This is a genomic window from Candidatus Caldatribacterium sp. SIUC1, from assembly GCF_051549785.1.
GTDB lineage: Bacteria > Atribacterota > Atribacteria > Atribacterales > Caldatribacteriaceae > Caldatribacterium.
The window spans coordinates 469,952-486,302 of sequence record NZ_CP189974.1; the positions used below are offsets into that span (position 1 = coordinate 469,952).

Annotated in this window: 16 protein-coding genes and 1 CRISPR repeat array; of the genes, 8 read left to right on the forward strand and 8 right to left on the reverse strand. The window is 56.8% G+C overall.

The annotated features are described in order from the left end of the window. The first annotated feature begins 466 nt into the window (after window positions 1–466). A CRISPR array of direct repeats spans window positions 467–761; the repeat unit is 30 nt; unit sequence GTTTGTAGCCTACCTATGAGGGATGGAAAC. A gap of 788 nt (window positions 762–1,549) precedes the next feature. Genes ACP6EK_RS02420 through ACP6EK_RS02440 form a run of 5 tightly spaced genes read left to right on the forward strand, consistent with a single transcriptional unit; the run spans window position 1,550 to window position 8,143 of the window. Beyond that, window positions 1,550–4,141 (forward strand): HAMP domain-containing methyl-accepting chemotaxis protein, encoded by a 2,592-nt coding sequence (locus ACP6EK_RS02420; RefSeq protein WP_438317378.1) that lies wholly within the window; start codon window positions 1,550–1,552, stop codon window positions 4,139–4,141. 55 nt (window positions 4,142–4,196) lie between these two features. Next, the gene (locus ACP6EK_RS02425) at window positions 4,197–5,744 is read left to right on the forward strand and encodes an HD-GYP domain-containing protein (protein WP_438317380.1); all 1,548 of its coding nucleotides are present in this window, start codon (window positions 4,197–4,199) and stop codon (window positions 5,742–5,744) included. A gap of 46 nt (window positions 5,745–5,790) precedes the next feature. Further along, the gene (locus ACP6EK_RS02430; protein WP_438317383.1) at window positions 5,791–6,726 is read left to right on the forward strand and encodes an AEC family transporter; all 936 of its coding nucleotides are present in this window, start codon (window positions 5,791–5,793) and stop codon (window positions 6,724–6,726) included. A gap of 25 nt (window positions 6,727–6,751) precedes the next feature. Continuing rightward, a complete protein-coding gene (locus ACP6EK_RS02435) occupies window positions 6,752–7,309 on the forward strand; it encodes a manganese efflux pump MntP (protein WP_438317386.1) in 558 nt (185 codons plus the stop codon). 15 nt (window positions 7,310–7,324) lie between these two features. Further along, the gene (locus ACP6EK_RS02440; protein ID WP_438317389.1) at window positions 7,325–8,143 is read left to right on the forward strand and encodes a radical SAM protein; all 819 of its coding nucleotides are present in this window, start codon (window positions 7,325–7,327) and stop codon (window positions 8,141–8,143) included. Here ACP6EK_RS02440 and ACP6EK_RS02445 read toward each other — a convergent pair. After that, entirely contained in the window at window positions 8,037–8,942 is a 906-nt protein-coding gene (locus tag ACP6EK_RS02445; RefSeq protein ID WP_438317391.1) for a homocysteine S-methyltransferase family protein, read from the reverse strand. The two genes, ACP6EK_RS02440 and ACP6EK_RS02445, sit on opposite strands and share 107 nt — an antisense overlap. Window positions 8,943–9,040: 98 nt before the next feature. On the opposite strand from ACP6EK_RS02445, the gene ACP6EK_RS02450 reads away from it, so the two are divergent. Continuing rightward, complete coding sequence (locus ACP6EK_RS02450) at window positions 9,041–10,057, forward strand: Gfo/Idh/MocA family protein (RefSeq protein WP_438317394.1); 1,017 nt, start codon at window positions 9,041–9,043, stop codon at window positions 10,055–10,057. Between the two features lie 3 nt (window positions 10,058–10,060). On the opposite strand, the gene ACP6EK_RS02455 is transcribed toward ACP6EK_RS02450, so the two are convergent. After that, a complete protein-coding gene (locus ACP6EK_RS02455; protein ID WP_438317397.1) occupies window positions 10,061–10,828 on the reverse strand; it encodes a tRNA (adenine-N1)-methyltransferase in 768 nt (255 codons plus the stop codon). A gap of 230 nt (window positions 10,829–11,058) precedes the next feature. Here ACP6EK_RS02455 and rsmG point away from each other — a divergent pair, with 230 nt between their 5' ends. Next, window positions 11,059–11,781 carry a 16S rRNA (guanine(527)-N(7))-methyltransferase RsmG gene (rsmG, locus tag ACP6EK_RS02460; RefSeq protein WP_438317400.1) on the forward strand — a complete coding sequence of 241 codons (723 nt, stop codon included), beginning with the start codon at window positions 11,059–11,061 and terminating at the stop codon, window positions 11,779–11,781. 55 nt (window positions 11,782–11,836) lie between these two features. Beyond that, entirely contained in the window at window positions 11,837–12,712 is an 876-nt protein-coding gene (locus tag ACP6EK_RS02465) for a hypothetical protein (RefSeq protein ID WP_438317403.1), read from the forward strand. Window positions 12,713–12,730: 18 nt separating this feature from the next. Here ACP6EK_RS02465 and mnmE read toward each other — a convergent pair whose 3' ends face one another. From mnmE to rpmH, 6 genes are read right to left on the reverse strand one after another with little or no spacing between them, the layout of a single operon-like run. Further along, window positions 12,731–14,107 (reverse strand): tRNA uridine-5-carboxymethylaminomethyl(34) synthesis GTPase MnmE, encoded by a 1,377-nt coding sequence (mnmE, locus tag ACP6EK_RS02470; protein WP_438317406.1) that lies wholly within the window; start codon window positions 14,105–14,107, stop codon window positions 12,731–12,733. Further along, window positions 14,097–14,882, reverse strand: coding sequence for an RNA-binding cell elongation regulator Jag/EloR (gene jag, locus ACP6EK_RS02475; RefSeq protein ID WP_438317409.1), 786 nt, complete (start codon window positions 14,880–14,882; stop codon window positions 14,097–14,099). The genes mnmE and jag overlap by 11 nt, the downstream gene beginning before the upstream one ends. After that, entirely contained in the window at window positions 14,866–15,600 is a 735-nt protein-coding gene (locus tag ACP6EK_RS02480) for a YidC/Oxa1 family membrane protein insertase (protein ID WP_438317412.1), read from the reverse strand. The genes jag and ACP6EK_RS02480 overlap by 17 nt, the downstream gene beginning before the upstream one ends. An 18-nt stretch (window positions 15,601–15,618) precedes the next feature. Then, window positions 15,619–15,846 (reverse strand): membrane protein insertion efficiency factor YidD, encoded by a 228-nt coding sequence (gene yidD / locus ACP6EK_RS02485; RefSeq protein WP_438317415.1) that lies wholly within the window; start codon window positions 15,844–15,846, stop codon window positions 15,619–15,621. Next, window positions 15,843–16,172, reverse strand: coding sequence for a ribonuclease P protein component (gene rnpA / locus ACP6EK_RS02490; RefSeq protein ID WP_438317418.1), 330 nt, complete (start codon window positions 16,170–16,172; stop codon window positions 15,843–15,845). The genes yidD and rnpA overlap by 4 nt, the downstream gene beginning before the upstream one ends. Further along, window positions 16,169–16,303, reverse strand: a complete 135-nt coding sequence (rpmH, locus tag ACP6EK_RS02495) for a 50S ribosomal protein L34 (RefSeq protein ID WP_438317421.1) — start codon at window positions 16,301–16,303, stop codon at window positions 16,169–16,171. Before rpmH ends, rnpA begins: the two co-directional genes overlap by 4 nt. Window positions 16,304–16,351 lie beyond the last annotated feature (48 nt).

Below are 16,351 nucleotides of genomic sequence, written 5' to 3' on the forward strand. Positions count from 1 at the left end.
ATCCAGGACGCACCCCGGGCCAGCGTTTTACGGGCCATGCTCGCATCAGCAGGTGCTGGTTGAAATCCCCCTGGACTTTCCCGTGGTTTTCAGGGGAAAGGGTGCGATATCTGGCCCCAGGTTGTGTTCTCCTGTCCTCCAGAAAGTAGGGTCGCTTTTCGGGCCAAAACCCTGCGGGCAAACGACGGAAACAGACCTTAGCTCAAATCCTGGCAGGAAGGGCTATCCGGAGGGTACCCTGGGATTCAAAGGCATAGTTTCCGACCAAGGGGTAGCGTGAACTCCCTCGGAGGAAAGTGTCGTCGACCTCCGGTAGTGCAAAAACCCCTGGGGATCGACGACACTTCAAAAAACCCCTCTAACCCTCTTGACAGAGGGAAAAAGTTGTGATTTCATTTACATAAAGCGCACCTTGACAGGTGAACATGGTCTTCTCAGGAATCCTTATTTAAAGCCCACAAAACGGGTTTGTAGCCTACCTATGAGGGATGGAAACCTTACTAAAGGCTCACGCACAAACTCAACCGAGAAGTTTGTAGCCTACCTATGAGGGATGGAAACCCTTCCATTTCATTACCGGAACTGGTCTCTCAGTCAGTTTGTAGCCTACCTATGAGGGATGGAAACCATGGCGGAAACTTTAGGCCTACCTTCCCTACCAAGCGTTTGTAGCCTACCTATGAGGGATGGAAACGTTAGACTGAGAAAGCGTGCGATAAACCTTGAACTCGGTTTGTAGCCTACCTATGAGGGATGGAAACTCAAGGTCCTCGCGTGGAATACCTCACGCACACGTTTTTCTGGAGCCTACCTCCACCCCCGCAGCTATACCCGAGCGCCGGGAGGATTGGGTGCCTGTGAGGTGGACTGAAGGGGCGCCGAAAGACCCCGATCCATGCCGAGTCCCGAAGAAGGAAAGCGGGTATGCAGCTTCGGATCGCCCTCGGAAGAAAAGTACCCTCACCCGCTCCACGGCTTCTTTTACAGAGATTCCCAAAAAGTCTGGGCCACAAGAGAAGTATCCTGGTGTAAGCTACCCTGCACCATCCGGATAACCTTACCCCTTCCCCTTTTCCTTGAAACCCTGACCTCGGCCCTCCTAGAAAAAAGACAGCGTGCTCCTTGGGGATACCGTACTCCCTGTTCTAAGAATCAAGGTTGAGTCGCCTCTGGAGTTCTCCAGGAAAGTCCTCTGCGAGACACTCCCCTCTCGTGGCTTCAACGGAGGTGAGGAAAGGGAATGAGGGAAGGCTCTTCCTCCAGGGAGCTGTCACCCTCCTGGCCCTCGCCTACGATGCTAAGATTTGGGGAAAGAATGCCCAGGGGTTTGGGGTATTCAGAGCGGTGACGTTGTGCCAGGATGAGTGAGCCGCTCCGGGCTGAGGGCCGGAAGGCACTCGTTTGCCGTTTCCCTAAAACCCAAAGTGAACGGCCCCTCTGTGCGCATGCCCCACCAACAAAACTCCAGAAAAAATTTCCCCTTCCCCCGTAAAGCTCTGAGGCTCTCTGCCGATATTCTTGGAAGAGAAAAAGAGAGGAGGTTTCGGCCTTGCGGATTCGCACAAAAATTTCCCTGGGGTTCCTCGTCCTTGCGGTTCTGGCTGGTGTCACTGGAGTGATGGCCCTCTACGCCTTCAGACAGGTGAACCTGTCCTTTCAAGACGTGGAGGAGGCCTTCCCTCTCCTCTTGGCTACCTCAAGGCTCAAGGACATCCTCGCAAGCTCCAACGCCCTGGTCTCCTCGTACCTCGCTGAAAATGACCTTGAAAAGCTCAAAGCCTACGAGGCTTCCTTCGACAACCTCAACACCCGCTTCACCATGTACCTTGAGGCCCTGAGGCTGGGGAGTGCCTCCGGGGATTTCACCTCCCGCTATGGAGAGTTGTGGCAGGCTGAAGGCTTCCCCTACACCCTTACCCCTCTCCCTGAGGGGAGCAGCCTCAGTGCGAAACTCCAGGAACTCCGCACCCTCCAGGCCACCTATGCCATGAAGGTCTCAGCCCTCCGGAAGTCCTGGCAGGAACGGATAACGGTCATCAACACCCGGAACGAAAAGGCTGTAGCCATGGATGAGCCGGCAAATACCATCGTGAACTTCGTCCGCATCGTCGGAGATATCGTTGCCAAACAGGGGGATCCGCTCAACGAGATTTACTTCTGGCTCTTCCGCTCCTTCTACGGGGGCGAAGAGGAGAGTCGTGCCCGGGCAAACATTGGCTCGTATTTTGACAGCTTTCGCAAAGACCTGGAGCAAGCCGAGTTCTCAGAGGAAACCAAGAAAACCCTCCTTGAGCGCCTGAACACCCTTAGGGAAAAAACCGAGGTTCTCCTGAACTCCATGTACACTCCCCAGGCAACCCGAACCGATGAGGAGTTCATGGAATTCTATCGGGCCTACCGGTCTCTACAAAGCAGCCTGAATGCCCTGCGCTTAGACAAATGGGTGGACCGCCTCTACACCCTCAACCAGGACCGGAAAAACTACCTGCTCCTTTCAGGAGAGGCCAAGGAGAAAGCCCGGGAAGCGGTGGACAAGAACTTCGAGATTCTCGCCAAGTTCTTCGAGGGCGATTTCCTCAATATCTACGCCGCTGTTGCCGCCCAGACCATCGTGAACGATCGTTTCAAACCCCTCCGCGCCCTCTGGCAGGAAGTGGTGCAGCTTGATGCAAACCTCGCCCTCCTTGAGGGGCAGATCAGCCGCGCCATTGAGGAGATGCGTGGGATTGAGGAGAACCTCAAAGGCGCCATGGAGGCCATCAACGAGGAAGTTCGCAACCACTTCACCCAGGGGCTTGAGCTTGTAACCCGCACCCAGAAGACCCTCACCAGGCTCCTCTACCTCATCGTAGTCTTGGTGGTCGCGGTGGCAATTGTCTTGAGCCTCACCCTCTCCCGGAGCATCACAGTTCCTATTCGCCAGAGCGTGGCCTTCGCCAAAGTCTTAGAGTGCGGTGACCTCACCCAGCGGATGGACACGAGCCGCCGTGACGAAATCGGAGAACTCCTTGCCTCCCTTACCCAGGCTTCAACTTCACTGTGCCACTTCCTGAGTGAAGTGGCCTCCTCCTCCCGGGAAATCCTCAAAGCCATGGAGAGCCTGAAGCAGACCTCCCGGGAGATCGCCGAAACCGGTGACCAGATTGCCCAGACCATCGCCCAGGTGGCCAAGGGCTCAGAGGAGCAGAGCCAGAACCTCATCACGGTCTCCCAGAGGATGGAGGGGCTTTTGGCGGAGATGCGGGTGATGGGGGAGAAGCTCGTCCTCCAGGTGGAGAGAGCAGCCAAGACCTTAGAAGAGGTGGAACGGATTGAGGCCCAGATTCAAGAGGTGGGGGAGAACCTCAGGGAGGTGGAGAGCGCAGCTTCCCGGGCCTTCTTAGCCACCGAGAACGGAGAGCGGACCCTCGCCGAGGTGGTGCAGGCCATTGGGCACATCGAGGCCTCGGTGCTCTCGGTGGGGAAAGTGGTGGAGAAGCTCGGGGCAAGCTCCAGGGAAATCGGGAGCATCACCGACCTCATCACCGGGATCGCCGAAGAAACGAACCTCCTGGCTTTGAACGCGGCGATTGAAGCCGCTCGAGCAGGAGAAGCCGGACGAGGCTTTGCCGTGGTGGCCGAAGAGGTGCGCAAGCTCGCCGAGGAATCGGCTCAGGCTGCCCAGAAGATCGCCGCCCTCATCGCGGAAGTGCAGAGAGAGGCCGAGCAGGCCGTGCGCTCCATGGGGGAGAGCAGGGGGCAGGTGGAGGAGGGCAACAAGGCCGTGGAGAGAGCCCGGATGGCCTTTGCGGAGATCCACAGGGCCAACGAGGTGGTGACGGAAGAGGCAAAGCGCATCACAAGTTCTTTCCAGAAGGTGGAGGAGGCTGCCCGGAGCATTGCCCAGCTCTCCGAGGAGGTCACAGTCATCTCCCGGGAGAACGAGGAGCGGACGAGAAAGGTCATCCGCATGGCCGAAGAGGTCCACGAGAGCTTAAGCCACGTGGCCTCTATCTCCGAGGAGAATGCCGCTGCCGCGGAGGAGGTTGCCGCTTCCTCTGAGGAGCAGAATGCGGCTCTCCAGGAGATGGATTCCACCATCACCGAAACGGCAAAGCTTGCCCGGAAACTCGAGGAAGACCTTGCCCAGTTCAAAATCTGAACCCCGGTCGTTTCAGGCCTACGCCCGGTGGGCGGAAAGGAGGGGCGCACTTGCGGTGGCCCTGGCGTTCTCTGTGGCCCTGGGTGTCTCCCTCCTCTTCCTCTTCCTCTTCCTCTTCTCCTTCTCCACCACGGAAGCGGTAACCAGCATCGTCACCGAGAATGCCAAGAACGTCCGGGAAGCAGTTGAGAGGGTCTTCCACAAATACGCCCAGGCCTTCCGGGAGTTTATACTCTCCCTGAGAAACAACCCCGCAAACCTCGAGGGGAAAATCGCGGCACTCTCCACGCTTCCCGAAATTGAGGCCGTACACTACTACTTTGTGAGCCCCAAAGGCACCATCTACCGCACAAACTACCCGGGGGATCTGGGCCTCAACCTCGGGGCTTTCCCAGAATTCTGGAACGCCCTCAACGAGGAACTTGCGAAAAAGGGCGTTGCCCTTCACCCTTTTGCCTTAGAGACCCGCACAGGACGCATCCGGATGTACCTCTACACCCGTCTCCCGGAAGGGGATATTCTGGAACTTGGCTTCACGCTTCGTCCCGAAATCCTCGAACCCTTCGTTACAGGTCTTCTGGCCTTTCAACGGCTACCTTTTGTGGAATCCGTGGGGCTGTACTCTCCCCATTTCCACCCCGTAGCCTCCGCCTTTCCCGCTCTTCCCGAGCGCCTCAAAAACCGCATCGCCGCCGCACCGCAAAAGTGGGCCTTTGGCCTTTTCAGAAGAACCACAGTCCGTCGCCTTGCTGTGCCGCTTCTGAGCGGGGCCAGCACAGCACTCCTTGTCACCGTTACCTTCAACTTCCTTCACCTGGTCCTTTTCCTTGGCTTGCTTTCCCTTGGAGGTGTGGGCTTTCTCGCATACGTCAAGCAGCACCACCGGTGCTTTGCTGCACTCGCAGAAGACCTAAAGACCACAATGCTCTACCTTGAGGAGGAAGGGGAAGAAAGCTTCCCCGCTCTGCAGTTTTCCGAAACCCAGGCCATTGCCTCAGCCCTCAGGACGTTTCGGAAGGAAACAGAAGAAGCCTTCGCCACCTTTTCCAGCAAACTCGCCTTCATCGCCGAAGGGCATGACCCCCAGACCGCACGACACATGCAGCGGGTGGCGGAGATTACCAGAATCCTCGTCAAGGAACTCGGCCTCCACAATCCCGATATCGTCCGTTACGCTGGACTCCACGATATTGGCAAACTCTTCATCCCCCGGGAAATCCTTGACAAAGAAGGACCGCTCACCGACACAGAGTGGGAAGTGGTGAAGCTCCATACTCTCCTTGCCGGGGAACTCCTCGACCATCCCCGTCTTGCCGTGGCCCGGAACATCGCCCTGTACCACCACGAGAACTTCGACGGTACCGGATACCCCGAAGGCCTCAGGGGAGAAGAGATTCCTTTTGAAGCGCAGATCCTCAAAATTGCTGACGTCTACGATGCCCTGCGGGATGAGCGTCCATACCGGAGGGCCTTTTCTCACGAGGAGGCGCTGCGCATTATCACGAAAGGGGATGGACGGGTAAAGCCGGAACACTTCCACCCCCGGGTACTCTCAGCCTTCCTCAGGCGGGCAGAGGACATTCGCAGGCTCTACGAAGAGTAGTCCCCGAAAAGTATAATAGGAGGAAAACGGAAAGGGAGAAGAGACGATGCAGGAGTTCCTCCAGACCACACGGGGCATCCTCACCATCCTCATTCTTCTCGGTGTGGGGTATGCTCTGGCCCGCTTCCAGTGGGTCAGAAAAGGGGAATCAGAATTCCTGGCCCGCTTTGTGGTTTACATCACCCTCCCACCCTACATGGTCGTGAACATTACCACAAGCTTCACCAGGGCAAGCCTCCTTAACCTTGGGAAAGGCCTTCCCGTACCGTTCTTTTCCATGCTTTCCTCGTATCTCTGTGCCGTCCTTTTAGGACATCTGCTTCGCCTTCCCGCGAAGCGTCGGGGAATCTTCGTCGTGGCCTTTTCGCTCTCAAACACCATCTTCGTCGGGCTTCCTGTGTGCCAGGCCCTCTTTGGCGAGCGCGCCACACCCTTTGTCCTCCTCTATTACATGGTGAACACTACGCTCTTTTGGACTCTGGGAGCCCTCGGCATCGCGTCCTCGGGAAACCTGGGGCAGGGGTTTTCTTTCGCCGAAACTCTCCGGCGACTCCTCAACCCGCCTTTTCTGGCCTTCTTCCTCGGGGTGGTGCTGGTGCTCTTTGGGCTCTCCCTTCCCCCGCTTCTTGCCGAAACGGCAAAGCTCTTAGGAAACCTCACCACACCCCTTTCGCTGCTTTGCGTGGGAACCACTATCGACACGAAACACCTGCGGTTCACAAGGGATCTCGTGCTTGTGCTCCTTGGCCGATTCCTCATCTCTCCCCTCCTTGTCCTTGCCGTTGCTGCTCTCTTTCCTCTCCCCGAACTTATGAAAGAAGTCTTCATCGTCATGTCGGCCATGCCGGTGATGATGCAGTCCTCGCTCCTTGCCCGGGTGTACAGCGCCGACTACGAGTACGCCACTGGGATGATCGCCGCAACCACTGCGCTGAGTGCTCTGGTGATTCCCCTCCTCAAAGCGGGAATCCAGTATTTGTAGAACCTGTGGTATAATCGCAGGGACTATGAAGAGCGTTGAACTCATACTTCTCGCCTTCGGACTTGGGCTTGATGCGTTCTCCGTCGCCGTGGCCTTCGGGATGTGCCAGAAAACATGTCCTGTGGGGGCGAGGCTAAGGCTTTCGCTCTCCTTCGGTGCCTTCCAGTTCCTCATGCCCCTTCTGGGATTCCTGGCAGGGGCAAGGGTAGCGAACGTCATCGCCTCTTTCGACCACTTCGTTGTCCTTGGAATCCTCTCCTTCGTGGGGGTGAAAATGCTCCTGGAAGGCCTCAGGAGGGACGACACTAAGCCCTTCCCTGACCTGAGCCGGGGCTGGCCACTTCTTTTCGCCTCTTTAGCCACAAGCATCGATGCCTTGGCCGTAGGGTTTTCCTTTGCCCTGCTCCAGAAAGGGGTGCTCTTTGAGGCCCTGGTCATCGGCATTTTTGCCTTCTCTATGACGTACCTTGGGGTGTCTTTCGGATACAGAGTGCAGGAAAAGGCCATATTCTCTCGACCTGAGGTTTTCGGGGGAATAGTACTCATCCTCATTGGGTTCAAAGTGTTCCTTGAACACTTGTAGAGAGAAGGGGGAACCTTGCGAAAACAGTGCGTTTTTGGGCCGATTCTCTCCCGAAGGCTCGGGAGCTCTCTTGGGGTGAACCTCGTCCCCTACAAAACCTGTAACCTCGACTGCGTGTACTGCGAGTGTGGAGCTACGCTCAACCTCTCTATAGAACGGAGAGAGTACCTCCCCACTGTGGCGGTGATCGACGCACTTCAGGAAGCAGCCCTACGGCTTCGAGGGTATCCCCCATTCTGTGTGACCTTTGCCGGGTGGGGAGAGCCAACGCTCCACGCCCAGTTCGGCCGTATCGCCGAAGCGGCACGGCGGATTTTCCCAAAAGAACGCCTGGTCCTCATCACGAACGGGACGCTTTTTGCCCGCTTTCGGGAGCTCCTTGAGGAAATCCAGGTGTTCGACCTTATCATCCCGTCCCTTGACGCCGGAACCGAAGCGGTCTTCCAGCGTATCAATCGCCCACATCCCACCCTGAGCTTTGCCGAACACCTGGAAAGCCTGATGCTTCTGCGGCAACATTTTGCGAAAGACATCTGGCTTGAGGTGTTCATCGTTGAGGGCCTCAACGACACCCCCGAAGAGCTTTTGGCCCTCAGGACACACCTTGCCCGCCTTCGCCCGGACCGGATTCACCTCAACACCCTCGACCGGCGACCGGCATGCGCCTGGGTTCAGGCCCCGTCACGGGAACGTCTCGAAGCCATTGCTCGTTTCCTTGGGGGAGAGGTCATTCCTCCGCTCCAGGAGACGAGGACTTCCCCGCACGCCACAGGTCACGAGCGCTCCGAAGAGCAGCAATGTGCCCCTCGTGAGTGCCACAGCACCCCCCAATGAGCCGCACGTTGAGCTCGAAGAACCGGGGAGCAAGGGTGAAGAAATCCTCAGGGGTCTCGTCGTACACAACAGTCCCCTGGTCCACCCGGGGAATGCCGGCGTTGGGCTTAGCGGAAAAAGGACCGGGATGCTCTCTGGCGTACGCCTCGAAGACCTTCAGCGCTTCCCGAATACCGGTGCCGCAGTTTGCCCCCAGGATGACGTGGGGTTTTCCCCGGAAACCCTGCGCCACTTTAGTAGGAGTTTCCCCCATAAGGGTTACCATGTCTTCTCCCCGGGGCTCAAAGGTAAAGCTCACGATGGCCTCGCCACCCACCTCCTCCACTGCCTCAAGGGCGAGTAGCGCCTCGCGAAGGGAGCTGAAGGTCTCCAGGTGGAAAAGGCGTACCCCAATTCCGGCAAAAACCCGCACCACCTCCCGGAAGGCCTCAAGGGCGTCTTCCTCTTTGAGGTCACCGAAGGGCTCGAGGAATTCTCCCAGAGGGCCAACGGAGGCAGCAAGAAGGGTTCCGGAGTGACACGCCTGCCGGGCAATGGTCACGGCGCTCTCGAGAATTTCTCCAAGGTGTTCTGCAAGACCATGACGCCCAAGGCGAAAACGATTCCCCCCGAAGGTATTGGTCTGAATGACATCGGACCCACTGTCCACGTAGCTTCTGTGCACCGCTAAAACCGCCTCAGGGTGTGACAGATTCCACTCCTCGGGAGGATGTCCCGGGGGAAGCCCAAGCTGCTGGAGTCTTGTGCCCATGGCACCGTCAAACACGAGAATCCGCTCTTTGAGAAGGTCGCAGAGCATGGCTCTTCCTCCTTTCTGGGGGATTATATCAGAAATGTTCCACGTGGAACATTGCTTCCTGTGGTATTATCCTGAGGAAGGAGAAAGGAGGAGAGCTTATGGAACGTCTTGGGTTCATCCAGGCCGGATTTGGGCTTTTTGGAGAAGGATGGGCGGATCTGCTCCTCCGAAGCGAAGGCGTGGAGCTTCGAGCCATCGTTGATCCCTCAGAAGAGGCCCGGGAACGCTTTGCAAAACGCTTCGGAGATCGGGGGATTCCCTGTTTCCCCGCCCTTTCGGAAGCCCTGAAAAACGTCCAGGCCCAGGCAGTGCTCATCGTGGCACCCAACAGAGCGCACCGGGAGATCGCCGAGGAGGCCTTAGGAGCAGGACTGCACGTCCTTTCGGAAAAACCTCTGGCTGACACTTGGAAAAACGCCCTGGGAATTTACAACGCCTGGAAACGGTCGAAGAGGCTCATATATGCAGTGAGCCAGAACTACCGCTTCCGTCCCGAGATTCAGGCGCTGAAGAAGGCCGTTGCCGAGGGGGCGTGCGGAGCTATCGAATACGGAACGTATGAATTCCACGAAGAATGGCGGCTTGGAGGATGGAGAACCTCCATGGACTATCCCCTTCTTGAAGATATGAGCATTCACCACTTCGACATCCTCCGCTTCGTTCTGGGGAAAGAGGCCCTTGCCGTCCACATGGTGAGCTTGAACCCCTCCTGGAGCCCCTTTAAAGGCGGCGCGGTAGCCTCAGGGGAGCTACGCTTTGCCCAGGAGGTGCTCGTGCAGTACTTCGGAAGCTGGGTGAGCCGGGGCCACAGAACGAGCTGGAACGGGACCATCCGTCTTTTCGGGGAACACGGAACCCTGTCCCTTGAAGACGACCGGCTCTTTGTGACCGGAAAAGATGGCAAGCGCGAAGAAATCGTCTTCCCCCGCTACGAGACCGATGGGCGGGTTTTTGTGCTCCGGGAGTTCGTGAAAGCCGTTCTCGAAGGGGGGGAACCTTCCACCTCCTTGAGCGACAACATCAAGACCTTTGCCCTGACCTGTGCCGCGGTAGAATCGGCGCAAAGGAAAGAAGAAGTTGCCCTTCGTTACTACCTTGAAGAGCTCGACTCTTAGGGGTTAGGGGAATACTTTTCGGGCGAACATCATGTAGGTGGTGTGAGCCACCATCCGGTCAAAGGGTCGAAAGGTCAGGGGATTGGGCTTATACTCCCGGAAGAGGCTTTCCCACACGCTGATGGCAACGAAAGGAAGCGAGTGCAATCCCCGCAGTACCTCCATCACCTGCGAGGCCGTGGGAGAAACAATGGCGATCCTCCCCCCGCCTCGCAGGACTTCCCAGCATTGCCTGAGGTACTTCCAGGGCTCAGGAACGTCAAGGAAAAGGGCGTCCACCTCGCGCTCTTCAAAGCCCTCCTCAATATCCCGGAGGCGAATCACCACGCGGTCCAGAAGCCCCCACTCCTCAAGGTTTCGCTTAGCCACCACGATGAACTCTTCCCGCCGCTCGTACGCATAGACCTTTCCTTCCTCCCCCACAAGTCTCGCCAGTGCCCCGCACATGGCGCCACTGCCAAGCCCTACATCAATCACCCGATCCCTTTCTTTTACGTCGAGCATGAGGAGGATGTACCCGAGGTCCTTAGGGTACACAATCTGGGTCTTCCGGCGCATGTGGAAAATGTTCTCCACCACTCCGGGCTGGAGGAGAAAGGCCTTCTTTCCACCCGTTGTGAGGATGTACTCCCCAAACTCTCGCCCGGAGAGCTCCCCAAGGTCGATATTCCCAAGGTGGGTTCCCAGGGATTTCCCCTGCTCCACCCGCACGAGGTAATCCCGACCATCCTCAAGGAGGATATAGACACGATCGCCTTCGCAAATGGGCATACTTTGCCTCCTTCTTGTGGCATCTATTATAAACCATGCGCCGTGTGTTCTTTCTGTGGATAACCTGTGGATTTCTCCGCTCTTTGGAGTATACTCTTTTCTGAAAAAACGCTCGATCACCACTTTATCCACAAGGAAAAGCAATGGAAATGTACGTTTCCCAAACGTATACAGCGAAAATGTTCGAGCGACGTTTTAGAAAAATGAGCGAATGGAGTTGTGGATAACCTGTGGACAACCTGAAAAACGTCCTCCGCGAAGGAAGAGCATTCCTTGGCGTTTCGCTTTCTGAGGAACAGGAGGAACGAATACTCCTTTTCGTCCGTCTCCTCAACGAAGCCAATCGTTCCCTCAACCTCACCGGTTTCAAAACCGAGGAGGATATCCTCGTTGAAGGGATTCTCGATAGCCTCACGGCCCTTGCTTTAGAGGACCTGGTCTTTGTGGGGGAGAGTCTTCTCGATGTGGGGACGGGAGGTGGCATTCCAGGGATTCCCCTGAAAATCGCCCGTCCTTCTCTCAAGCTCACTATGGTTGAGGCCACGGCGAAAAAATGCCGTTTCCTCGAAACAACTCTCCGCGCACTCGGTCTTGAAGACGTGGACGTCCTGTGCGAACGAGCCGAAACCCTGGCGCATCATCCATCCCTCCGTGAACGGTTCGACCTTGTCACCGCCCGGGCCCTGGGGAGTCTTCGGGAAGTCCTGGAGCTCACCACCCCTTTCCTCCGCTGCGGGGGTCTGGCCTTTTACTACAAAGGCAGGGAAGCTGAAAAAGAGGTTGAAGAAGCTCGAAAAGCCCTGGAAGTGCTCCACTGTAGCGTCAGAACTCTGCAGGAAGTGGCCATCCCCTTCAGGTCCCGTAAGACCACCCTCGTCCTCGTCGAAAAGAAAGCCCCCACACCCCCTTCTTACCCCCGCCGGCCGGGGATACCCAAGAAACGCCCTCTGTGAGCAGACTGTGGACCCCCGAGGGAAAATCGGGTACAATACCGCTGAGGTGATACCCGTGGCCGTGCTGAAAGAACGGGTTGATAGACTTGAAGAAGCCCTTATGCGCCTTGTGTACGTCCAGCAGAAGACGGAAATCGAAATCCAGAACCTCAAGGATGAAATGAAGGCATTTAAAGAAGAAATGAGGATATTCAAGGACGAGATGAAGGCCTTTAAGGATGAGATGAAGGTTTTCAAAGACGAGATGCTGGCCTTTAAAGACGAGATGAAGGCCTTCAAAGACGAGATGAAGGTTTTCAAGGATGAAATGAAGGTCTTCAAAGATGAGATGAAGGTCTTTAAGGATGAGATGAAGGCCTTTAAGGATGAGATGCTGGATTTTAAAGACGAGATGAGGGTTTTTAAGGACGAAATGAAGGCCTTCAAAGACGAGATGCTGGATTTCAAGGAATGGTCAAAGAAGAACATCGAGAACCTCAATCGGCAGTGGGGACACCTGGCGAACAAGCTCGGCACCCTTGTAGAGGACATTTTTGCTCCCTCCATCGATATGGCCTTAGAGAAGTACTTCGGACGCCGTCCCTCTATCGTGGACGTGAAAAAACTCGTACGCAAGAACGGGAAAAGCCTGGAGCTCGATATCCTCGCCCTCTACCCCGAGGAACGAAGGGCCTTCGTCGTTGAGGTGAAAGCCGATCCCGACAGAACCGACTACATCGACCTTTTCCTGAAGAAACTCGAGGAAATCCCTGTTTTTCTCCCTGAACTTGCAGCATACACCGTTGTGGGTATTTACGCCGCGCTCAGCATGCGTGAAGAAACCGTCCGCCTTTTGACCAGAAAGGGGCTGTACGCCATGGTGGTCAGGGGAGACATTGTGGAAATCGTCAACTTCGACCAGGTAGCGGAAAGGAAGAACTTTGGGAAATGAACGTTCCACGTGGAACATTCATTTCCCGATGCAGAACTGGGAAAAGAGCGCCTGTAACACCTCCTCGTCCACTGCTTCTCCCGTGAGACGTTTCATCCCCAAAAGCGCCTCATCAACAAGAATCCCCACCACGTCAAGGGATGTCTCGCCCTCGAGAGCCCTCAGCGCCTCCTCAAGAGACTCAAGAATCCCCGTCAATTCCTCTCTCTGGCGAGCGGTAAGGAGCGCAAGATCCTCCTCAGGCCCCACAGAATGCTGCACGTACTCCACAAGCACTTGAAGCAGCGCTTCTTTCCCCTCTCCAGTCAGCGCCGAAACCTCAAGAATGGTCTCCCCCGGATAGAGCCTTTCAAGTTCCTCCCGAGAGAGCCTTGGGGGAAGGTCACTCTTGTTGAGGACCACAAGGTGAGGTCGACCCCGGACGGAGCGGGCAAGTTCCCAATCCTCAGCTTCCAGGGGCTGGCTCCGGTCGAAAACGGCAATGACGAAATCTGCTCGCTTGAGGTACGCTCTCGCCCGTTCTACTCCAATCCTCTCTACAGGGTCCTCACTTTCCCGAATCCCCGCGGTATCCACAAAACGGAAGGGGAACCCCTCAAGGAGCACAAGTTCTTCGATGGCATCCCGTGTCGTTCCGGGGAAAGGCGTGACGATGGCCCGGTCTCTCCCCACAAGGAGGTTCAGAAGGCTCGACTTCCCAACGTTCGGCTTCCCCACGATGACCACGAGCGTCCCTTCTTCCAGGGGCTTTAAACGGCTACTCTGGACGAGTTCTCTGCGGATTTCCTCAGAAAGCGACCGAAGGTTCTGACGAACAAACCCTACCACGTCGTCAAGGGGAACATCGGGGAAGTCACAGGACGCCACAAGGTACGCTCCCACAAGGACCAGGCATTCTTTCCACCTGCGGACCTTTTCGCCAAAGGCCCCGGAAAGATGCCGCAACGAGAGCTCGAGAACTTTTTCGGAGCGGGCCCGAACCAGGGTAACCACCGCCTCTGCCTGGAGAAGGTCGATGCGCCCGTTCAGGAAAGCCCGTTCGGTGAACTCCCCAGGACGAGCCAGGCGAGCCCCTTCTTCAAGACAGAGATCGAGCACCTTTCGCACAAGCAGGGGTCCCCCGTGGAGATGGAACTCTACAACGTCCTCCCGGGTGTAGCTCTTCGGTGCCCGCATCACCACACAGAGGGCTTCATCAAAGGGCCTTCCGGTCTTTGGATCGCAGACCTCGCCAAGGTACATCCGGAAACTCCGAAACTCTTCAACCCGTTTCCCGGAGCGGGCACGAAAAAGCCGGGACGCAATACGTACTGCATCCCGGCCGCTCAGGCGCACAATGCCAATAGCCCCCACCCCAAGAGGCGTGGCAACAGCCACAATGGTATCATCCCTCATGACCTTCTTCAGGGAGAGACGAACTTCCCTCGTTCCCCCGGGAACGAGCGTGCTTCTTCGCAGGCTTTTGCTTCCCCCCACTCCTCTTCTGGGTCTTGAGGTCAATGACTACCCTTCGGTGGGGCTCTTCGCCGACGCTATAGGTAACAACCTGCGGGTGGTCTTTGAGGGCAGTGTGAATGATGCGCCGCTCCCGGGCGTTCATGGGAGCCAGACGAACTTTCTTCTTTTCCCGCAAGACTTTTCGAGCCATCCGCTCGGCGAGCTTCCGAAGGGCTTCTTCCCGGCGCTTCCGGTATCCGGAAACATCTACTTCAAGGGGGAGTTCCCCATGACCCCGGCGGGCAAGGAAAGTCCTCACGAGAACCTCGAGGGCCTCGAGGGTTTCCCCCTTTCGCCCGATGAGCACTCCCGCGTCTTTCCCATCAAGAGCGCAGCGCAAAACCCCATCTTCCTGGGTCACGTTCACTGTGACCTCAAGGCCCATCTTTTCTACAAGCTCCCCCAGGAAACGGTCGAGGGACTCCTGAACCTCTGAGGAATCCCGGGCTGGAGCCTTCTGGGCTTCAGGTGGCGCAGTCTCCGGGGCAACCTCTTCCTCATCCTTCACCCACACCCGGACCTTCACCATCCGGGGGACGAAAACGCTCAGAAACCCTTTGGTCTCCGAGAGCACCTCGTATCCCAGCTGTTCCGGGGGAACGTCAAAATACCGCGCGGCCCGCTCGAGGACTTCCTCGAGGCTCTTTCCTGAAACCTCAACGCTTCTTTTCACGGCGCTTTCCCCCCTTTCCACCCTGCGAATTCCCCACCTGCCCTCCCGGTGAGGACGAAACAGGTAAGGCCGAAGAGGACCTCGTTCTCCGCAGCTGTATTTCCAGCATGTACTGCTGGAAGATGTAAAAGAGGTTGGAGACAAACCAGTACAGCAGTACCCCTGAAGGCAACCCCCAGCTGATGAACACGAGAAACACCGGCATAACCACCATGAGGAGGAGATTCTGCTGCGCTACCTCACCACCTGAAGGAGGAGTGCTGATTTTCTGCTGCCAGAACGTCGTCGCCCCCATGGCCAGGGGGAGAATGTAGTAGGGGTCAGGTCGGGAGAGGCTGGGGAGCCACAGAAACCCTGCCTGGCCGTAATCGTACGTCACAAGCACCCGGTAGAGGACAAAGAGGAAAGGGAGCTGGATAAGGAGGGGCAGACACCCCCCCAGGGGGCTCACTCCCTTTTCCCGGTAGAGCTTCATGATTTCCTGGTTGAGCTTCTGCGGGTCTTTCCCGTACTTTTCCTGGAGCTTCTTGATTTCCGGCTGCAGCTCCTGCATGGCCCTGGCTGAAAGGTTCTGCTTGTGAATGACAGGGTACAGCGCCAGCCGAATCACCACCGTGAGGAGGACGATGGAAATCCCGTAGTTTCCCGTAAGCTGATAGAAAAACCGGAGAACGAACTCCATGAGTTTGGCCAGACCATCCCAGATCTGTGCAAACACGTTCCATCACCTTTCCCGTCATTTCACCGGATCGTACCCACCGCGAGCATACGGATGGCAGCGGAGCACTCGCCAGAGACTCAGAAGAAGGCCTTTCCAGAGCCCGTACTTTCGCAACGCCTCCCGCGCGTACTCAGAACAGGTGGGCTCGAACCGACAACTGGCAGGAAGAAGAGGGGAGAGGTATTTCTGGTACCACTCAAGCACCCGGTCAAGGCCCTGCACGAGGGCTCGTTCAGGTCTCACCCGTCTTGTTCCACCCTTCCCAGGAGTTCTCCCATCCACCGGACAAGAAGGGGAAACTCCACCGAAGCGATGCTTTCGTCCCCCACGAAGACAAAGTCAAAGGGCTGGTCCTTCCAGATGGGGTAGTAATGGACACGAAAGGCCTCTCTCAGTCTTCTCCGGATACGGTTCCGGCACACCGCCTTCTTGCTCCGCCCCACAAAACACACCCGGACAGGTCCCGCTTCCCGCCGGTAGAAAAAAAGACGCAAAGGACCACTACCGATCCTTTTTCCTTCCTCAAAGATCCGGGCAAAGTCCTTTTTCCTCGTGAGCGTTTCCATCATACAGTGAGGCGCTTCCGGCCCTTTCTCCGTCTTCGGCGGAGGACTTCCTGCCCTCCTTTGGTCTTCATACGAGCGCGGAATCCGTGTTTTCTCTTGGCACGCAGGCGATGTGGCTGATACGTCCTCTTCATGGATTCTGCTTCTCCTTTCCCGCATGTACTGTGGTATCATTATATTGC

Excerpts from the sequence above, each read along its gene's own strand:
- ACP6EK_RS02430 (WP_438317383.1), top strand. The coding sequence starts at position 5,791 with ATGCAGGAGTTCCTCCAGACCACACGGGGCATCCTCACCATCCTCATT.
- ACP6EK_RS02435 (WP_438317386.1), top strand. The coding sequence starts at position 6,752 with ATGAAGAGCGTTGAACTCATACTTCTCGCCTTCGGACTTGGGCTTGAT.
- ACP6EK_RS02445 (WP_438317391.1), bottom strand. The coding sequence starts at position 8,942 with ATGCTCTGCGACCTTCTCAAAGAGCGGATTCTCGTGTTTGACGGTGCC.
- ACP6EK_RS02450 (WP_438317394.1), top strand. The coding sequence starts at position 9,041 with ATGGAACGTCTTGGGTTCATCCAGGCCGGATTTGGGCTTTTTGGAGAA.
- ACP6EK_RS02455 (WP_438317397.1), bottom strand. The coding sequence starts at position 10,828 with ATGCCCATTTGCGAAGGCGATCGTGTCTATATCCTCCTTGAGGATGGT.
- mnmE (WP_438317406.1), bottom strand. The coding sequence starts at position 14,107 with ATGAGGGATGATACCATTGTGGCTGTTGCCACGCCTCTTGGGGTGGGG.
- rnpA (WP_438317418.1), bottom strand. The coding sequence starts at position 16,172 with ATGATGGAAACGCTCACGAGGAAAAAGGACTTTGCCCGGATCTTTGAG.
- rpmH (WP_438317421.1), bottom strand. The coding sequence starts at position 16,303 with ATGAAGAGGACGTATCAGCCACATCGCCTGCGTGCCAAGAGAAAACAC.